Genomic DNA, 14035 nt, shown 5'->3' with positions numbered 1-14035 from the left:
TTTTATGTCCGCGTTACGACAGTGCTGGAGAAGCCCAAAATCTCTTCCAGACCTTGTAAAACGGCAATGAGAGCTGCCTCAACAGAAGAAACGTCACCTGTCATCACGACAGAGCCGCTGAAACGATCCACAAAACCAACTTGAACATCCGCAGCCTTGGTCGCAATATCAACCGCAATGATAGCCGCTTCACTCGGAGTGATCGTCAAGATTCCAATCGCATCCTTGATTTCTGCCTGCAATCCTAATTTTTCAAAAATGACTTCATCAGGATTAGCGATAAGGTGCGCCAAGGTCACTTGTTTCCCAGGAACGTATTCCTGTATCATTCTTTGTTTTTCTTCCAATTTAGTAAACCTTCTTCATGATTTTAAACCTTCAGAAGTGTACTGCATGCTCTTAAACATTATACAATAATTTTGGCATAACAGCAATTCAGAGGATTAAAACGCTTTCTCTAATACTTTAAGCAGTTCTTCTGCCGTAGGGACACGAGGGTTAGTCGGAGTACAGCCATCATGCAGAGCAGCTTCTGAAATTTCTACCTTGCACTGAGCAAAAGCATCTGCTTTCACACCATATTCTCTCAGAGAAGTTGGCATCTCCAGCTTTCTTTGTAGTTTCTTGATGGCTTCAACCAGCTGTCTTACTCCTGACACAGGGCTTGAAGCACTGCATCCCAGTAGTTTGGCAATATCCTGATAGCGGCTTGCTACAGTTTTGTCTGTCGCCTGCCGGTTCCGATTGTTGAATTCGATACCAGCATTATACTGAATGACATGGGGCATTAAAATACTGTTTAAACGACCATGAGGTACATGGAACTTAGCTCCTGCCGCATGTGCCAGACTGTGATTGATACCCAAAGAAGCTGTGTTAAAGGCCATACCAGCCAGAGTGGATGCTGCATGCATCTTTTCACGCGCTTCTACATCCTGACCATTTTTGTAGGCTTTAGGCAGGTATTCAAAGACCAGCTTGATTGCCTTTTCAGCCAAGGCATCAGAGAAGTCCGTAGCCTTGGTCGATACATAAGCTTCAATGGCATGGGTCAGCACATCCATTCCAGTGTCAGCCGTGATGTTACCAGGAAGTGACAGAACCAAATCCGCATCTAAGATCGCAACATCCGGAAGGATTTCTTTGGTCACTAAAGGATATTTGGTACCTCTCTCTGCATCCGTGATGACAGAAAAGGATGTTACTTCAGATCCAGTTCCGCTTGTCGTCGGGATGGCGATGAGAATAGCCTCGGAGAAGGCACCCTGTTTCTTGGCAAAATAATACATAGCCTTGGAAGCATCAATAGCAGAGCCGCCACCAATAGAAAGCACAATGCTGATTGGCTTGTCTCCTGCACTCTTGATACCAGCCACAACCGTTTCGATTGGCGGATCAGGCACAATATCCGTGAAAACAACAATATCATTGCTGTCATCAAAGTTGGCTAAAATGGCATCCAACGTGCCAGATGTCTTCAAAAAAGGATCGGCAACGACTAGAATATGCTCGTTTTTATAATGGCTTAATTGCTGCAGAGCGCCCTTGCCCACATGCAATTCAGTCTTATAGGAAATCTTATACATCTTTTCTCCTTTCTGTTGTATCTATTTTTAAACAAAAAGAAGCTATATGAAAATAAGACTGTTCCCCTACACACGTCACAGCATTTTCATATAGCTTCATTGCTTATTTATCTTCAGTACCCCTTTGTACTATATTGAATTATAACACAAAAGCGCTTTCATGGCAATAAAAAAGTCATTAATATAAGAAGTTTTTAGTGCCGCTTCTTCTTACAAAGCCAAGCTTATTTGAAGAATTAAATTTTTATTAAAATTTAGTTCATTTTCCTTGTAATTCCCTGTGAAAGGTGTTACAATCTAGTTACTAGGAAATTGATTTTAGTACTTTTAAGGATATGGAAGTCTGGTGCAAATCCAGCGCGGTCCCGCCACTGTGATAAGCTTTTCAGCTTTAAGTCAGGTCTTTATTCTTAAATTTTAGTAGATTTCATGCCTCGATGTAAGGTAGTGATGTCAGTTTGGAACAAACATTTTAGCTTAGTTTCCATTATTGACTCTACGTTTAAGTACGTTAATTTTCTAAAGATGAGGTTTCACTTGTCTTTCTGCAAAGGAGCAGAGTCAATAATTGGAAAGCTAGTGCTAATCAACGAAGCTTAGCATGAAGATACGATGATGTATAGGCGGCTTTCTTTTTTAGAAGATTAAAATAAGTTCTGTCCTTCCAAGACTCAGTAAGAGTCAATTTGGAAAGACAGAACTTTTTCTGTTTCTTTTTGTCACTGGCGTTTGCTTGCCCAACGCTCAACATCCGCCTTGGTGATATTGTGGAAGACCTTGGCACCTCTTTCATAGGCGATGTCTTCTTGGTTTTTAGTAAAGTTGATTACTCGAGCCAAGGCAAAGAAGTAATCTGATAAACGGTTGACAAAAATCAGGACATTATTGTTAATTTCTGTAGTCCACATGGCTCCTACGATATGACGCTCTGCCCGTCTTGCAATGGTCCGAGCCACATGAATCATGGAAGCAATCTCGTCACCGCCCGGCAGGATAAACCTTTCCAAAGCTGGTGGAATTTCTGCGTAAGTATCAATCCTCTCCTCAATCCAGTCAATCAGCTGCTGATCGACCTTATAAGGGTAAACTCCCTTAGGAGTAGAGAGGTCTGAACCACAGTCAAAGAGATAATGCTGTAGCTGGAGCAGCTCATCTCTCAGCTTATCATCCTTGTCTAGCTTGGTAATAGTATAACCAATCCAAGAGTTCAGCTCATCAATGGTCCCGTAAGCATTAACCCGTTCTGCATCCTTGGCGACACTTTGACCGCCAACTAGCTTGGTCAAGCCCTTGTCACCTGTTTTTGTATAGAGTTGCATATTTTTCCTCCTTTAAGTCACATTTTTGCGAATATCAACATAATCTTCTTCTTTCAAGCCGCCTTCTGCAAAGGTTGGCATGTGCTCCATGGTATAAACAGCATTTTCCAGCAGAAAGAAAGCCAAAGGACAGCCTGAGCCTTCACCCAGTCGCATGTCCAGCAAAAGCATGGGCTCCAGTCCTAGAAAGTCACTGACCAGTCTGTAAGCAGGCTCCGTCGAAGCATGGGAAGCAAAGGTATAGTCCAAGACATGAGGAGTCAGCTGATGGGCAATCAGAAGCCCCGTCAGAGAGATAAGGCCATCCACTACACATGGCAGCTGATAGCGGGCACAGGCAAGATGAGTGCCTGCCATAGCCAGCATATCCAGCCCGCCAAGCTTAGCGGTCAGATCCAGAATATCTCCATAAGGAGCGTGACGATCCAAACACTGCTGGATAACGGCAGTTTTATGAGTCTTCATATCCTGAGTCAGACCAGCTCCATAGCCTGTGACGTCTTCTGCTTTGAGACCGAGAACTGCCGCAATGACAGCAGCCGAGGTGGTGGTGTTGCCAATCCCCATTTCTCCTGTTCCAAAGAGACGATAGCCGTCTTTAATCAAGGCCTCTGTCTTCTTGTAGCCGACTAGAATTGCCGTTATGGCCTGCTCGCGAGTCATGGCCTGCTCCTCAAGCATATTGCGCGTCCCATGACAGACCTTGTCCTTATTTTCCTCAAAGATATCCTTCTTGCAGCCAATGTCTACCAGGCAGATGTCTGAACCAGCATGTTTGGAAATAGCACACAAGCCTGATTTCCCTGCTAGAATATTGCGAGCAACAGTATAGGTCGTTTCCTGAGGATTGGCAGAAACGCCTTCAGCCACGATGCCATTATCCGCTACGTAGACAAGGACAATCTTCTTCTCCAAATCAATGGGACCAGAAAACATGGCATGCAAGCGAGCATAGATGGTCTCGAGCTTCCCTAAGGAGCCTGGCGGCTTTCCTAGCTGATCACAGTAGCGCTGGCCTTCTTGAAGCTTGTCTTTATCTATCGGAAGAATCTGCTCAATAATTTTTTCTAAGTCTTTCAAACTAGTCTGTCTCCTCCCTGACCGGCTGCACCCCTTCAAAAATAATCCTGCTCAAGGTCCGAGTCTGATAATAAGCCCCACTGGCTGAGCGAGCTAGTTCAGCCTCCAATTGAGGCAAGTTTTCTAGCTGTTCCCTGCTCAGCAGCAGACCAACCAATGTGCCACTATGGGCAACATTGAGCCCTAAGCATTGGTATTTTTTTACCAAATTCAGTAATTCTTCCAGATAGGGCTTGGGCAGCCGTTGGTTATTCAACAAAGCACTATAACTCGCTAAATGGCCAATCTTTTCCAGACTCTTCTCCTGACAAGCCTCCTGAAAGAGAGGAAGCAAGCGTTTGGACTCCTCAGCCGGATAGCTAGGACTGTCCTTCATCCGAACCAAGTCAAGAGTAGTCACCATCTCCACAGGCTCCAAGATATAAACATAGAGCTCCGGTTGCCAGTCTGTCTGCCAGACCACTTGACCAGTCAGGGGATTAATGACCGTCCAGTCCTCAAAAGCCACCGAGTCAGTAGGCTCAATCTTGGCACAGAGACGAGTTAAATCTGCTGCTCTTAGAGGCTGCTTCTGCCCCAGAGCAGCTGCCTGCAGGCAGCTAACCATATCTGCTGTGCTGCTAGAATAGCCCTTGCTGATAGGCAGGTCGGACTCCTGAACAAAAGAGAAAGCATTGGACTCAGGCAGGAGCTCCAAAGCTCGCCTTACCTTTTCACCTTGGTCTTGCCTTGCGAGAGACGAAGCTCCGTCCGATCTCACTCGACTGCTCTTCTCAATCCCATAGGAGAGCAGGACTTCCTGCTCTCCAACTAAACCTTGAAATAATTCACCGCAGGAACCTGGACAGGAAACCATTACCTTAGTCATAAGGAGCCTCTTTCGCTAAGACTTCTGTCAGACAAGCCAGAAGCTGTTCATTTTCCTGATGGCTGCGGATGGCTATGCGGTAATGCCGTTCTGACAGATCATGATAATTTTGACAGGAACGGATAAAAATCTTTCTCTGCCGAAGCTCCTGACGCAGGTCCAGCCGACCTAGATACTCAAAGAAGATATAATTGACACTAGGCTTGACCGGCCGAATCTGTGAAAATGCAGTCAGTCCTTGAAAAAGGAAGTCTCTTTCTACTCGAAGCCACTCCTTGGTAGCTTGCTGATAGGCCTGATCCGCCAAAAGGACAGGCAGGGCGCGATCCGCCATGGCATTGACCGACCAAGGAGCACGGCTCCCCTCTATCTCATCAAAGCAAGTCGGATGACAGCTGAGAGCATAGCCCAATCTCAGACCAGGAATAGCATAAAACTTAGTCAGAGACCGCACCACTACTGCATTTGGATAGGTGGCCAGACGTGAAACGAAGCTATAGTCCTCCTCATCGTCCAGAAAGTCCATAAAAGCCTCATCCAGTATCAAAAAGATTTGCCGCTCCTGCAGCTTCTCAGCTAGCTTTTCTAGATCAGTAAGCCGAATCAAGGTACCCGTCGGATTATTAGGATTGCAGATGAGCACAGCGTCTCCTACAGTCAGTGAATCTAAGGCTGGCAACATGTCAGCTAGATTCCATTCATAGGATGGAGAAGGAAGGCTAAAGCGCTCCACCTTGGCCTGCACTTGCGAGAAGGCTTTTTCATATTCCATAAAAGTAGGGCTCAGAGTCAGGACCGTTTTTGGACGCAGGAAGCGGGCCAGCTCATAAAAGACTTCTACCGCACCATTTGCCAGCAGGACCTTGTCCTTTTCTAGTCCATGATGATGTGCCAAAAGCTCTCTGGAGCGACTGTAGCTGATGTCTGGATAATGAACCAGCCAATCAATGGACTCGGTCAGACAAGCCTTCAGCCGCGGAGAAATCCCCAAAGGGTTGATATTGGCACTGAAATCCAGACAGTCTTCTAGAGAAAAACCAAATTCCTCAGCCAAAGCTGCCGCATTTCCACCGTGCTCTACTTTCATAAATAGACATTCCTTCCTCATTTCCTTGTTAGAATCTAGTATACCATATTCGGCTTTTTCGTCCTTAGTCTGCCTCCAGATAAGCCTGGAGACGGTCAATTCCTTCGTTTTCCGTCGCTGATATTTCAAAAATTTCCTTGGCACCGGCCGCTTTCAGCTGCCGCCGTGCTTTTTCGATTTGCTCTGGCTGTTCAGCCATATCGATCTTGGTGACAATGCCAATCACTTCTTTATTGAAGAGGGAAGAAAAGCCCTGAGGAAAGGTCTGCATCTGATTGGAAGCCGCCACCAAGAGACCAATCACATCAGCTTCTGTTGCTGTCACGTTCAGAGCATTATAATACTTACGATGCTGGAGAAATTCTCCAGGCGTGTCAATGATGGCATCATAGAACTCAATAGCCTGAGTCTTAAAGTAGGTCAGCTCCAAGCCTTTCAGTCGCTGAGTCAGAGTTGTCTTACCCACTCCGACCGGACCGACAAACATGATTTTTTTCATATTTTGCATCCATTCCTCTCTATGACAGGGAACTGCCTGCTATCTGCTTAGCTGGGCTTCCTTACTATCTAGTTTGATAGTTTCCCTGCCATTGAGCAGTACACCTTTATTTTCATCGCGGCCTTGCAGATAGTAAAGGGCATCTTCCTGGCCGTAAGTTTCAATTGCCTTGGTTTGCAAAAGACCGATTCCCTTGCTAGGATCTCTCAGAAGATTGAAGATGATACCCATTTGCAGTTTAGGGAAGTCCTTGAGCATAGCATAGTCACCATTACTGTCGCCGGCAATCAGGATTGGTTCTTGATTGTCATGATTGACAGCAATCAGCTTTTTGATGGTCTCTGTCTTGCCCTCACCTTGAGTCTGAGCATAGTTGGTATCATATTCTGGCTGAATTACTCCCTTGTCATCCTTTTTCAAACGCATAGCAGTAACATTTTCTTTAGGAATATTGTAGCCATACTTAGAATTGCTAGCATAAGGGATAATCACATCGATATAAGACGCTGAGCAGATATAGACATCAATGCCGTTAGCCATCAGAGTCTTATAGAGATTTTGCATTTCCTTGACCGAGCGAACACCGCGCTTGAAGGTCACAGTGATTTGGCCTGACTCACCTTTCAAGCCTTCTGGACTTTCCCAAGTTTCAGAAGTCAGCTTGTCTTGGAGAGCTTGGTCAATAGACTTTTCAGATAGGGCTTGAACTTCTTCAGAAGTCATACCTGCATAGAGGTAGGTCACCCATGGATAGCTGATGTCAGAGCTGAAGGTGTCACCAATCGCTTCGTAAAGATAGCGGAGTTTAGCAGCAAAGTCTTGGTATTCATCAGTCTTTTTGACTTCTTCCAGAGACTTATCTCCTTTCATTCCCTTATAGCTATTGTAAATAGCCGTGTAGTCAGAAAGCAAGTCGGCCGCAATCTTGTCAATGTTCACTGGTTCACCATCTTTGTTATGAAAATCTTCAACAAAATCGTCGCTCGGTATATTGGTCCGCACTGCTTGGTCAAATTCTTCCGGCGTCATCTTAAAGGCCAGATTTTCAATTTGATAGGTAAAGGTTGCTTCGCCAATGTCGTTAATGACTGTCGTATTGTCCCAGTCAAAGACGGCATAAGGTTTTTTATTTTTATCGTAGGTAGAGCTGGTGTTCCCATTCTCCTTGATGAGCTTGGTCAGACGGGCATAAAGCTTGTCTTCCCAGACGCCCTTATCCAAAGTCTTAGCCTTGTCCTTATCTGTTGTCTCCGTCTTAGCCGAGGATGACTCCGTCGTCGTCTTATTATTCCCCGCTTGACAAGCTCCCAGAAGCAAAGCCAAACTACAAAGCAGCACAATTCCTTTTGTCCGCATAGAAACAATCCTCCATAAAAAAATAATAGTGCGCAAAAAAATGGCATAGAAAACCCCTTTGATTCTGAAACACTCGCTTCATTGCGATCAAATCAGGCTTCCTTGCCATTTTCTATACTGTTATTATATTATAAACTATCTGGCAGACTTTGTCAATGAAGCGCTTTCAGATTTGTAAAAAAATAAAGGCAGAGAAAAATTATTTCTCTACCTTACTGATTAAAATGCATATACTCTAATCTTCTCAATCAATGTGTTAGAGGAAACCTAACGTATTCAAGACTAGACAGACAATCCCCCTTTAATTCTACAATTTTTCAGGCACTTGATTTCTCCAGCCTGTGAAAACTTGTGCATAGCCCAATAGATACAAGGGCGTCAATGCGATGCTCAAGCCTACCAAGGCAATAATCATATAGATTCCTGACAGCATAAACAAGCGAGTGATGACTGCTACTCCTGCTGACAAGCAGCACAGGACGATGGCATGAATCTGCAAAATATTGATCTTTTGTTTCTGTTCAAAATATCTCAATTTTGAAACGATCACCATCTGATAGAGCAAATTAATCAACTGATAAGACAAGCTGAGTATGATAAAAATCATAAAAAATGCTAAGTGGTTCTCACCAAAAAAGATGGAGCCCCAAAAAAGCAATTCAAAATGCAGAAATAGGTAAGAGCTGGTCGGAATGAGCTGCAAGGCTTTGGTATCAAAAAACTTTTGGAAGAGTAAAAAGGCCAGAAATAAGATAAGCGTGTGAATGATAGTAAAATTCATGACTATCATGCTCAGATGATGCATCTCACCGCGTAAGAAAATAGAAACTATAGATACCAGTGAGATAAAAAATACCTCAATTAAACCAGCCTTATAAAAATCTAAGTTTCTAATTGGATTACAATCCGTAACAAGAACATTCAAAAATTCATAATATCTCTTTTTCATTTTGTAAACTCCCATTGTTTAACTTTATAAAATTTCCCCTAAACTTTGCGGAACTTTCTATAAAAAAATTCCACATTTCATTATATCATACAGTATATAGGCTAAGGAAGTCTTATAAAACTATAGGTATAGTTTTATAGGATAATTCCCTTTCTTAATCATTCGCCAAGTTGGCATTTTTCCGCTATAATAGTAAGGATGAACATCAAAGAAGAAATTATTAACTTAGCAAAAGACATTGGGATTTCTAAGATTGGCTTTACGACAGCGGATGATTTTGACTATCTGGAGAAGTCGCTGCGCTTGGCTGTAGAAGAAGGACGAAATTCAGGATTTGAACATAAAAACATCGAGGAACGGATCAAACCCAAGCTGAGTCTGGCTTCGGCTAAGACCATCATCTCCATCGCAGTCGCCTACCCCCACAAGCTCAAGCAGCAACCTCAGAAAACGGCCTACAAGCGGGGCAAATTCACCCCTAACAGCTGGGGGCTGGACTACCACTATGTCCTGCAGGACAAGCTGGACCGGCTTGCCAAGGGAATCGAAGAGCTGACCGCTGACTTTGAATACAAGGGCATGGTGGACACAGGTGCCTTGGTTGATACCGCCGTAGCTCAAAGAGCAGGAATCGGCTTTATCGGCAAGAACGGCTTGGTCATCTCCAAGGAATTTGGTTCTTATATGTTTTTAGGAGAGCTCATTACCAATCTGGACATCGAGCCTGATCAGCCTGTAGACTACGGCTGCGGAGACTGCAACCGCTGCGTGACAGCCTGTCCTACTTCCTGCTTGATTGGTGACGGCAGCATGAATGCCAAGCGTTGTCTATCCTTTCAGACTCAGGACAAGGGCGTCATGGATCTGGAATTTCGCAAGAAGATTAAAACCGTCATCTATGGCTGTGATATCTGCCAAATCTGCTGCCCTTACAATAAAGGTTTGGACAATCCTCTGGCGACAGAGATTGACCCCGACCTTTCTCATCCAGAACTCCTGCCTTTCTTGGAGCTTTCCAACGGTCAGTTTAAGGAGAAATTCGGTCATGTGGCCGGCAGCTGGCGGGGGAAAAATATCCTGCAGCGCAATGCCATTATCGCTCTGGCAAATGCCAATGACCGCTCTGCCATTCCTAAAATGCTGGAAATTATCGACAAGGGGCAAAATCCCATTCATGTCGCCACAGCTATCTGGGCTCTGAGTCAGCTGGTGCGTGAGGTCCATCCGGAAATGATAGAACTGGTCATGAACGTCAAAAATCCAACTCCGCAAATCCAAGAAGAGCAAGGCCGTTTCCTAGAGAAATTTGGCCTAGAAGAAAAACTTGTGATAGAAAACTAAACCGCTGAGATCTAAATATCTCAGCGGTTTCTTTATTTTTCTTCTTGTTTGCGGATTTCTTTGATAATGGAACCCATCTTGACTGACTCGTCGCTGAAATAGCGGTAAAGCCGGCCATCTCCGTCTCCCATGTAGCTGATAGGAGAAAAACGGTCACTGCGGAAAGCGTCATTCTCATCAATCAAGTCCTCATCTACCACGCGCCGAGTGACACGGGCGATGACATTGGTCAAGGCACCGCATTCGACCATATCCAGCACCTGACACTCAATGGACACAGGGCATTGGTCTACCAGCGGAGCATCCACGGTCTCGCCGATTGTGTAGCTAAGACCGGTCAAGGCAAACTTGTCCTTGCGGCTGTTGAAGCCAGCAATTTCAGACTCTTTGGTCAAATTCTTTTCTGGGACATTGACTGTGAATTGCTGGTGCTTGGTAATCTCTGTAATGGCATTTCCCTTGGTACGCATGGCAATAACCATCATACTGCCCAAGGAATAAACCGAGCTTGAGGTCGAAATATTATAGCCGTGCACATCGTCCTTATAGCCTAAAAAGAAGACTGGAAAGCCGAAGTAAAGTTTTCTCGTTTCAAAAGTACGTTTCATATATGTTCCTTTATTTTTAATTTTAAAATAGATCAGCTAGTTAAGATATTCGTCAGCTGAAATGTCCCTTGTCGCCTATCAATTTTTTTGTCACGGGGTGACGAGCCTGGATAGGAAGCTCAAAGTCCTTTATCTCGTCAACGATTTCCCCGTCCGCCATGACCAAAATCCGATGACAGAGAGCATAGCTCAGCTTGAAGTCATGCGAGATGAAAAGATAGGTCAGCTGGTATTTCTCCCACAAATCATATAAGAGGCGTAACAACCTTCCCTGAACAATGGGATCCAAACCGCTCAGAGCCTCATCAAAGATGAGAATATCTGGCTTTAAGAGCAGGCCGCGGGCGATGCAAATCCGTTGGAGCTGGCCTCCACTGAGCTGGCGCGCTGGCTGAGTCAGATAGCTTTTATCCAAACCGACGTCTTCTAGAATGGCTTCTATCTCGTCTCTAGCCACATCTTTTGACAGGGCCTCTGTCAAAACCTGCTCGACTGTAAAGTGCGGATTGACCGAATGGAGCGAGTCTTGAAAGACCAACAGAATTCTCACGCCAGACTTTTTGACTGAGTAGGGCTGGCCATCCAGTAAGACTTGGCCTTGACTGGGCTTTTCTAGACCAATCAGCAATTTAGCCAACGTGCTCTTGCCACTGCCGCTCTCGCCCATCAGACCGATCATTTCACCCTTCTGGACGGAGAAGTTACAGTCTTTGACAACCATTTTACCATCGAATTTTTTAAAAACATGTCTACATTCCAGCATCTTGTCTCACCAACCGTTCGTATGGATTTCCTAAGATAAGGTCTTGGCTATAGGTCTGCGAAGGACTTTCGAGGATCTTGTCCACTGGACCTTCCTCCATGATAGCCCCCTGATATATGACAAGCATTTTGCCTCCTAGCTCCCGCGCCAAATGATAATCATGGGTCACCGTGATGAGGGTCTTGCCTTTAGCCAACTGCTCCTTTAAGATGAGGATAATCTGCTCGCGATTGTGGATGTCTAGCGCTGAAGTAGGCTCATCCAAAATGATGGTCTCTGGCTCTAGGCAAAGCAAGATAGCCAGCATGACCCGCTGCAGCATACCGCCGCTGAGCTCAAAAGGATATTTCTTCAAAAGCTCTTCCGGCTCTCCCAGTCTGACTTCTTTCATAGAGGCTAGGGCCTTAGCCAGACAAGCGCTCTTTGAAATCTTGCTATGGCTGCGCAGGGTTTCCCAAAAATGACTTTGAATGGTCTGAAAAGGATTGAACATAGCCATCGGATTTTGAGACATATAGGCCACTCGTCTCCCCCGCAGCTGCTGCCAGTCCTTGAGAGAGTTGCGCTCCAGAGACATGGAGCCATAGTGAACTTCTCCTTGCATGCTCAAGGATGAAGGCAGTTGGCCAATCAATATCTTGGTTAAGAGGGTTTTACCAGAACCACTCTCCCCAATGATGACCAGAGACTGACCCGCCTCCACTTCAAAGCTGATGTCCTGCAGTATGGTCTTTCCCTCAATCTGGGCTGTCAGTTGCTTTACTACTATTTTTTCCATATCTGTTTCCAGCCTTTCTCTTCAAAGCATTCGGCAAATAGATTAAAGGCGACCACAGTCAGAAAGATAGCCAGTCCAGGCGCCAGCATCATCCAAGTTGCCGTTTGAAAATGGCTTCTAGCATCATGCAGCATCATGCCCCACTCGGTAATGTTGGGCTGGACACCGATTCCTAAAAAGGAAAAGCCAGAAATCATGAGAATGATATTCCCAATATTCATCAACACAATAATCAAAATAGGCTTGTATATAAAGGGCAGGATATGAGTTTTGAGAATATGAACCTGAGAGAGTCCCATGGTCTGGGCAGAAATGACATAGGCTTCCTCCTTGGCACTCTTGACCAGATTGGCCGTCACCCTTGCATAGTAAACCCACTCTATGATGACAATGGCTAGAATCATATTGGTCATTCCTTGTCCCAATATCCCAACAGTAGCTAGCGATAGCAGGAAGCTAGGAAAGGCGGAAATAACATTTGCAAACCATAAGAAGGTGGCTTCCGCCTTTCCCTGGTACCATCCGATCAGCAAGCCGACTGTTACACCGATGACCACTTCCAGCAGACTGATAGTCAAAGATAAAAAGAGGGAATAACGAGCCCCGTGCAGCAGACGAGACAAGACATCTCTGCCCAGCTGATCGGTTCCCAGCAGATGAACAGCGTCAGGTGCCATTAGTTTGTTTGAGATCTCAACTTGCTGGGGGTCGAAACTCGATAGATAGGGAGCAAAGAGAGCGCAGATAAAGAGGACCAGCAAAATGACACTTGAAAAAATAAATCGTTTAGACATTGCTCCTCCTTTTTCTGACTCTAGGGTCTATCCAGAGCTGCAACTTCTGGGTTAGAATATTATTCCCCAAGAATAATAGGCCAAATAAAAGCATGCAGCACTGGATAATGGGCAGGTCCACAGACTGCAGCGCATCTACAAAGAGGGAGCCGACACCATTCCAGGAGAAGACTTCTTCGACAATTAAGGAACCTGTCAAGAGATAGACCAAGGTCAGGCTCAGGCCTGTCGCAATGGCTGGCAGGGAATTTCTCAAGAGATGATTCTTGACCAGGAAGAACTTACTGACTCGGCGCAGGAGGGCATTTTCGACATGGACACTGTTCATCTGCTCCAGCACAGCCTTGCGGATCAAAGCAATATATTGACCAATCAATGACATGCTTAGGGTCAGACTAGGAAGAATCAAGCTGCTAAAATCCTGCTTGCCCGAAACTGGCAGCCATCTGAGCTGAACAGCAAAAATCACAATCAGCATGTAACCTAGCCAAAAGCTGGGCATGGAAACGCTGGAAAAGGATAGAAAGCGAGTGACCTTATCAAAGAGAGAACCCTTGTAGACTGCACTAAAAATTCCCAAAGGAATGGACGTAAGCAAAATGAGAGCAAAAGATGTCAGGCCTAGAGAAAGGGTCGACTGGAAACGTTCCAGCACCAAAGGCAGGACAGGAACCTTTAATAGGTAAGACGTTCCAAAATCCCCACGAAGGGCCTTGGTCAGCCAACCTAGATACTGTTGAGGCCAAGGTTGATTGAGCCCCAGATATTCTCTGGCTTTTTCCAAGGATTGAGGAGTCACTTGAATCTTAGATACCCTTAAATAATTTTCTGCTTGATCAGCCGAGGATAGCTTGGCCAAGAGAAAGGTCAATACTGATATCATCAACAGGGCAGCTAGGAAAGAAACTATTTTTTTAAATAAATCTTTTTTCATAGTCCTTAAAAGAAAAGGGGCGACTGATAAGCTTTTCAACTTAGCAGCACTACTCCCCTTATATTAAAATTTG

15 protein-coding genes and 1 riboswitch are annotated in these 14035 nt (G+C 45.0%); of the genes, 1 reads left to right on the top strand and 14 read right to left on the bottom strand.

Going from position 1 to position 14035, the window contains the following annotated elements; genetic code table 11:
- Window positions 1-2 precede the first annotated feature (2 nt).
- The 9 genes from K1I94_RS09815 to K1I94_RS09775 all read right to left on the bottom strand — a co-directional run bounded on the left by K1I94_RS09815 (window position 3) and on the right by K1I94_RS09775 (window position 8759).
- Complete coding sequence (locus tag K1I94_RS09815) at window positions 3-347, bottom strand: BMC domain-containing protein (protein WP_002898216.1); 345 nt, start codon at window positions 345-347, stop codon at window positions 3-5.
- Between the two features lie 96 nt (window positions 348-443).
- Entirely contained in the window at window positions 444-1586 is a 1143-nt protein-coding gene (locus K1I94_RS09810) for a 1-propanol dehydrogenase PduQ (RefSeq protein ID WP_223315205.1), read from the bottom strand.
- 310 nt (window positions 1587-1896) lie between these two features.
- A riboswitch (adenosylcobalamin (AdoCbl) riboswitch) is annotated at window positions 1897-2045 on the top strand.
- 260 nt (window positions 2046-2305) lie between these two features.
- Window positions 2306-2905, bottom strand: a complete 600-nt coding sequence (locus K1I94_RS09805; protein WP_002896396.1) for a cob(I)yrinic acid a,c-diamide adenosyltransferase — start codon at window positions 2903-2905, stop codon at window positions 2306-2308.
- Between the two features lie 12 nt (window positions 2906-2917).
- A complete protein-coding gene (gene cobT, locus K1I94_RS09800; RefSeq protein ID WP_223315204.1) occupies window positions 2918-3985 on the bottom strand; it encodes a nicotinate-nucleotide--dimethylbenzimidazole phosphoribosyltransferase in 1068 nt (355 codons plus the stop codon).
- 1 nt (window position 3986) lies between these two features.
- Window positions 3987-4853, bottom strand: a complete 867-nt coding sequence (locus K1I94_RS09795) for a GHMP family kinase ATP-binding protein (RefSeq protein ID WP_002896400.1) — start codon at window positions 4851-4853, stop codon at window positions 3987-3989.
- Window positions 4846-5940, bottom strand: a complete 1095-nt coding sequence (gene cobD, locus K1I94_RS09790; RefSeq protein WP_223315203.1) for a threonine-phosphate decarboxylase CobD — start codon at window positions 5938-5940, stop codon at window positions 4846-4848. Before cobD ends, K1I94_RS09795 begins: the two co-directional genes overlap by 8 nt.
- Window positions 5941-6004: 64 nt before the next feature.
- Window positions 6005-6439, bottom strand: a complete 435-nt coding sequence (locus K1I94_RS09785; protein WP_223315202.1) for a EutP/PduV family microcompartment system protein — start codon at window positions 6437-6439, stop codon at window positions 6005-6007.
- 39 nt (window positions 6440-6478) lie between these two features.
- Window positions 6479-7795, bottom strand: coding sequence for an HAD family hydrolase (locus tag K1I94_RS09780; protein ID WP_223315201.1), 1317 nt, complete (start codon window positions 7793-7795; stop codon window positions 6479-6481).
- Between the two features lie 307 nt (window positions 7796-8102).
- Window positions 8103-8759 (bottom strand): lantibiotic ABC transporter permease, encoded by a 657-nt coding sequence (locus K1I94_RS09775; protein ID WP_223315200.1) that lies wholly within the window; start codon window positions 8757-8759, stop codon window positions 8103-8105.
- Window positions 8760-8942: 183 nt separating this feature from the next.
- On the opposite strand from K1I94_RS09775, the gene queG reads away from it, so the two are divergent.
- The gene (queG, locus tag K1I94_RS09770; protein ID WP_002903892.1) at window positions 8943-10085 is read left to right on the top strand and encodes a tRNA epoxyqueuosine(34) reductase QueG; all 1143 of its coding nucleotides are present in this window, start codon (window positions 8943-8945) and stop codon (window positions 10083-10085) included.
- Between the two features lie 32 nt (window positions 10086-10117).
- Here the strand turns inward: queG and K1I94_RS09765 are convergent, their stop codons facing one another.
- Genes K1I94_RS09765 through K1I94_RS09745 form a run of 5 tightly spaced genes read right to left on the bottom strand, consistent with a single transcriptional unit; the run spans window position 10118 to window position 13962 of the window.
- On the bottom strand, window positions 10118-10693 hold the full coding sequence (locus K1I94_RS09765) for a flavin reductase family protein (protein WP_002903891.1): 576 nt from the start codon (window positions 10691-10693) through the stop codon (window positions 10118-10120).
- A gap of 52 nt (window positions 10694-10745) precedes the next feature.
- Window positions 10746-11456 (bottom strand): ABC transporter ATP-binding protein, encoded by a 711-nt coding sequence (locus K1I94_RS09760; RefSeq protein ID WP_223315199.1) that lies wholly within the window; start codon window positions 11454-11456, stop codon window positions 10746-10748.
- Window positions 11443-12234, bottom strand: coding sequence for an ATP-binding cassette domain-containing protein (locus K1I94_RS09755; RefSeq protein ID WP_223315198.1), 792 nt, complete (start codon window positions 12232-12234; stop codon window positions 11443-11445). The genes K1I94_RS09760 and K1I94_RS09755 overlap by 14 nt, the downstream gene beginning before the upstream one ends.
- Window positions 12222-13028 carry an ABC transporter permease gene (locus K1I94_RS09750; RefSeq protein WP_002922112.1) on the bottom strand — a complete coding sequence of 269 codons (807 nt, stop codon included), beginning with the start codon at window positions 13026-13028 and terminating at the stop codon, window positions 12222-12224. Before K1I94_RS09750 ends, K1I94_RS09755 begins: the two co-directional genes overlap by 13 nt.
- Window positions 13021-13962: an ABC transporter permease gene (locus K1I94_RS09745; protein ID WP_223315197.1), complete on the bottom strand. Its 942-nt coding sequence runs from the start codon at window positions 13960-13962 to the stop codon at window positions 13021-13023. Before K1I94_RS09745 ends, K1I94_RS09750 begins: the two co-directional genes overlap by 8 nt.
- Window positions 13963-14035: the final 73 nt, after the last annotated feature.

Source organism: Streptococcus sanguinis, assembly GCF_019929145.1.
Lineage (GTDB): Bacteria > Bacillota > Bacilli > Lactobacillales > Streptococcaceae > Streptococcus > Streptococcus sanguinis_U.
Note: the sequence above shows the minus strand (reverse complement) of the source record. Positions and strands in the feature narration are given on the sequence as shown.

Excerpts from the sequence above, each read along its gene's own strand:
- K1I94_RS09750 (WP_002922112.1), bottom strand. The coding sequence starts at position 13,028 with ATGTCTAAACGATTTATTTTTTCAAGTGTCATTTTGCTGGTCCTCTTT.
- K1I94_RS09755 (WP_223315198.1), bottom strand. The coding sequence starts at position 12,234 with ATGGAAAAAATAGTAGTAAAGCAACTGACAGCCCAGATTGAGGGAAAG.
- queG (WP_002903892.1), top strand. The coding sequence starts at position 8,943 with ATGAACATCAAAGAAGAAATTATTAACTTAGCAAAAGACATTGGGATT.
- K1I94_RS09810 (WP_223315205.1), bottom strand. The coding sequence starts at position 1,586 with ATGTATAAGATTTCCTATAAGACTGAATTGCATGTGGGCAAGGGCGCT.
- K1I94_RS09765 (WP_002903891.1), bottom strand. The coding sequence starts at position 10,693 with ATGAAACGTACTTTTGAAACGAGAAAACTTTACTTCGGCTTTCCAGTC.
- K1I94_RS09805 (WP_002896396.1), bottom strand. The coding sequence starts at position 2,905 with ATGCAACTCTATACAAAAACAGGTGACAAGGGCTTGACCAAGCTAGTT.
- K1I94_RS09745 (WP_223315197.1), bottom strand. The coding sequence starts at position 13,962 with ATGAAAAAAGATTTATTTAAAAAAATAGTTTCTTTCCTAGCTGCCCTG.
- K1I94_RS09795 (WP_002896400.1), bottom strand. The coding sequence starts at position 4,853 with ATGACTAAGGTAATGGTTTCCTGTCCAGGTTCCTGCGGTGAATTATTT.
- K1I94_RS09780 (WP_223315201.1), bottom strand. The coding sequence starts at position 7,795 with ATGCGGACAAAAGGAATTGTGCTGCTTTGTAGTTTGGCTTTGCTTCTG.
- K1I94_RS09760 (WP_223315199.1), bottom strand. The coding sequence starts at position 11,456 with ATGCTGGAATGTAGACATGTTTTTAAAAAATTCGATGGTAAAATGGTT.
- cobD (WP_223315203.1), bottom strand. The coding sequence starts at position 5,940 with ATGAAAGTAGAGCACGGTGGAAATGCGGCAGCTTTGGCTGAGGAATTT.
- K1I94_RS09785 (WP_223315202.1), bottom strand. The coding sequence starts at position 6,439 with ATGAAAAAAATCATGTTTGTCGGTCCGGTCGGAGTGGGTAAGACAACT.
- K1I94_RS09775 (WP_223315200.1), bottom strand. The coding sequence starts at position 8,759 with ATGGGAGTTTACAAAATGAAAAAGAGATATTATGAATTTTTGAATGTT.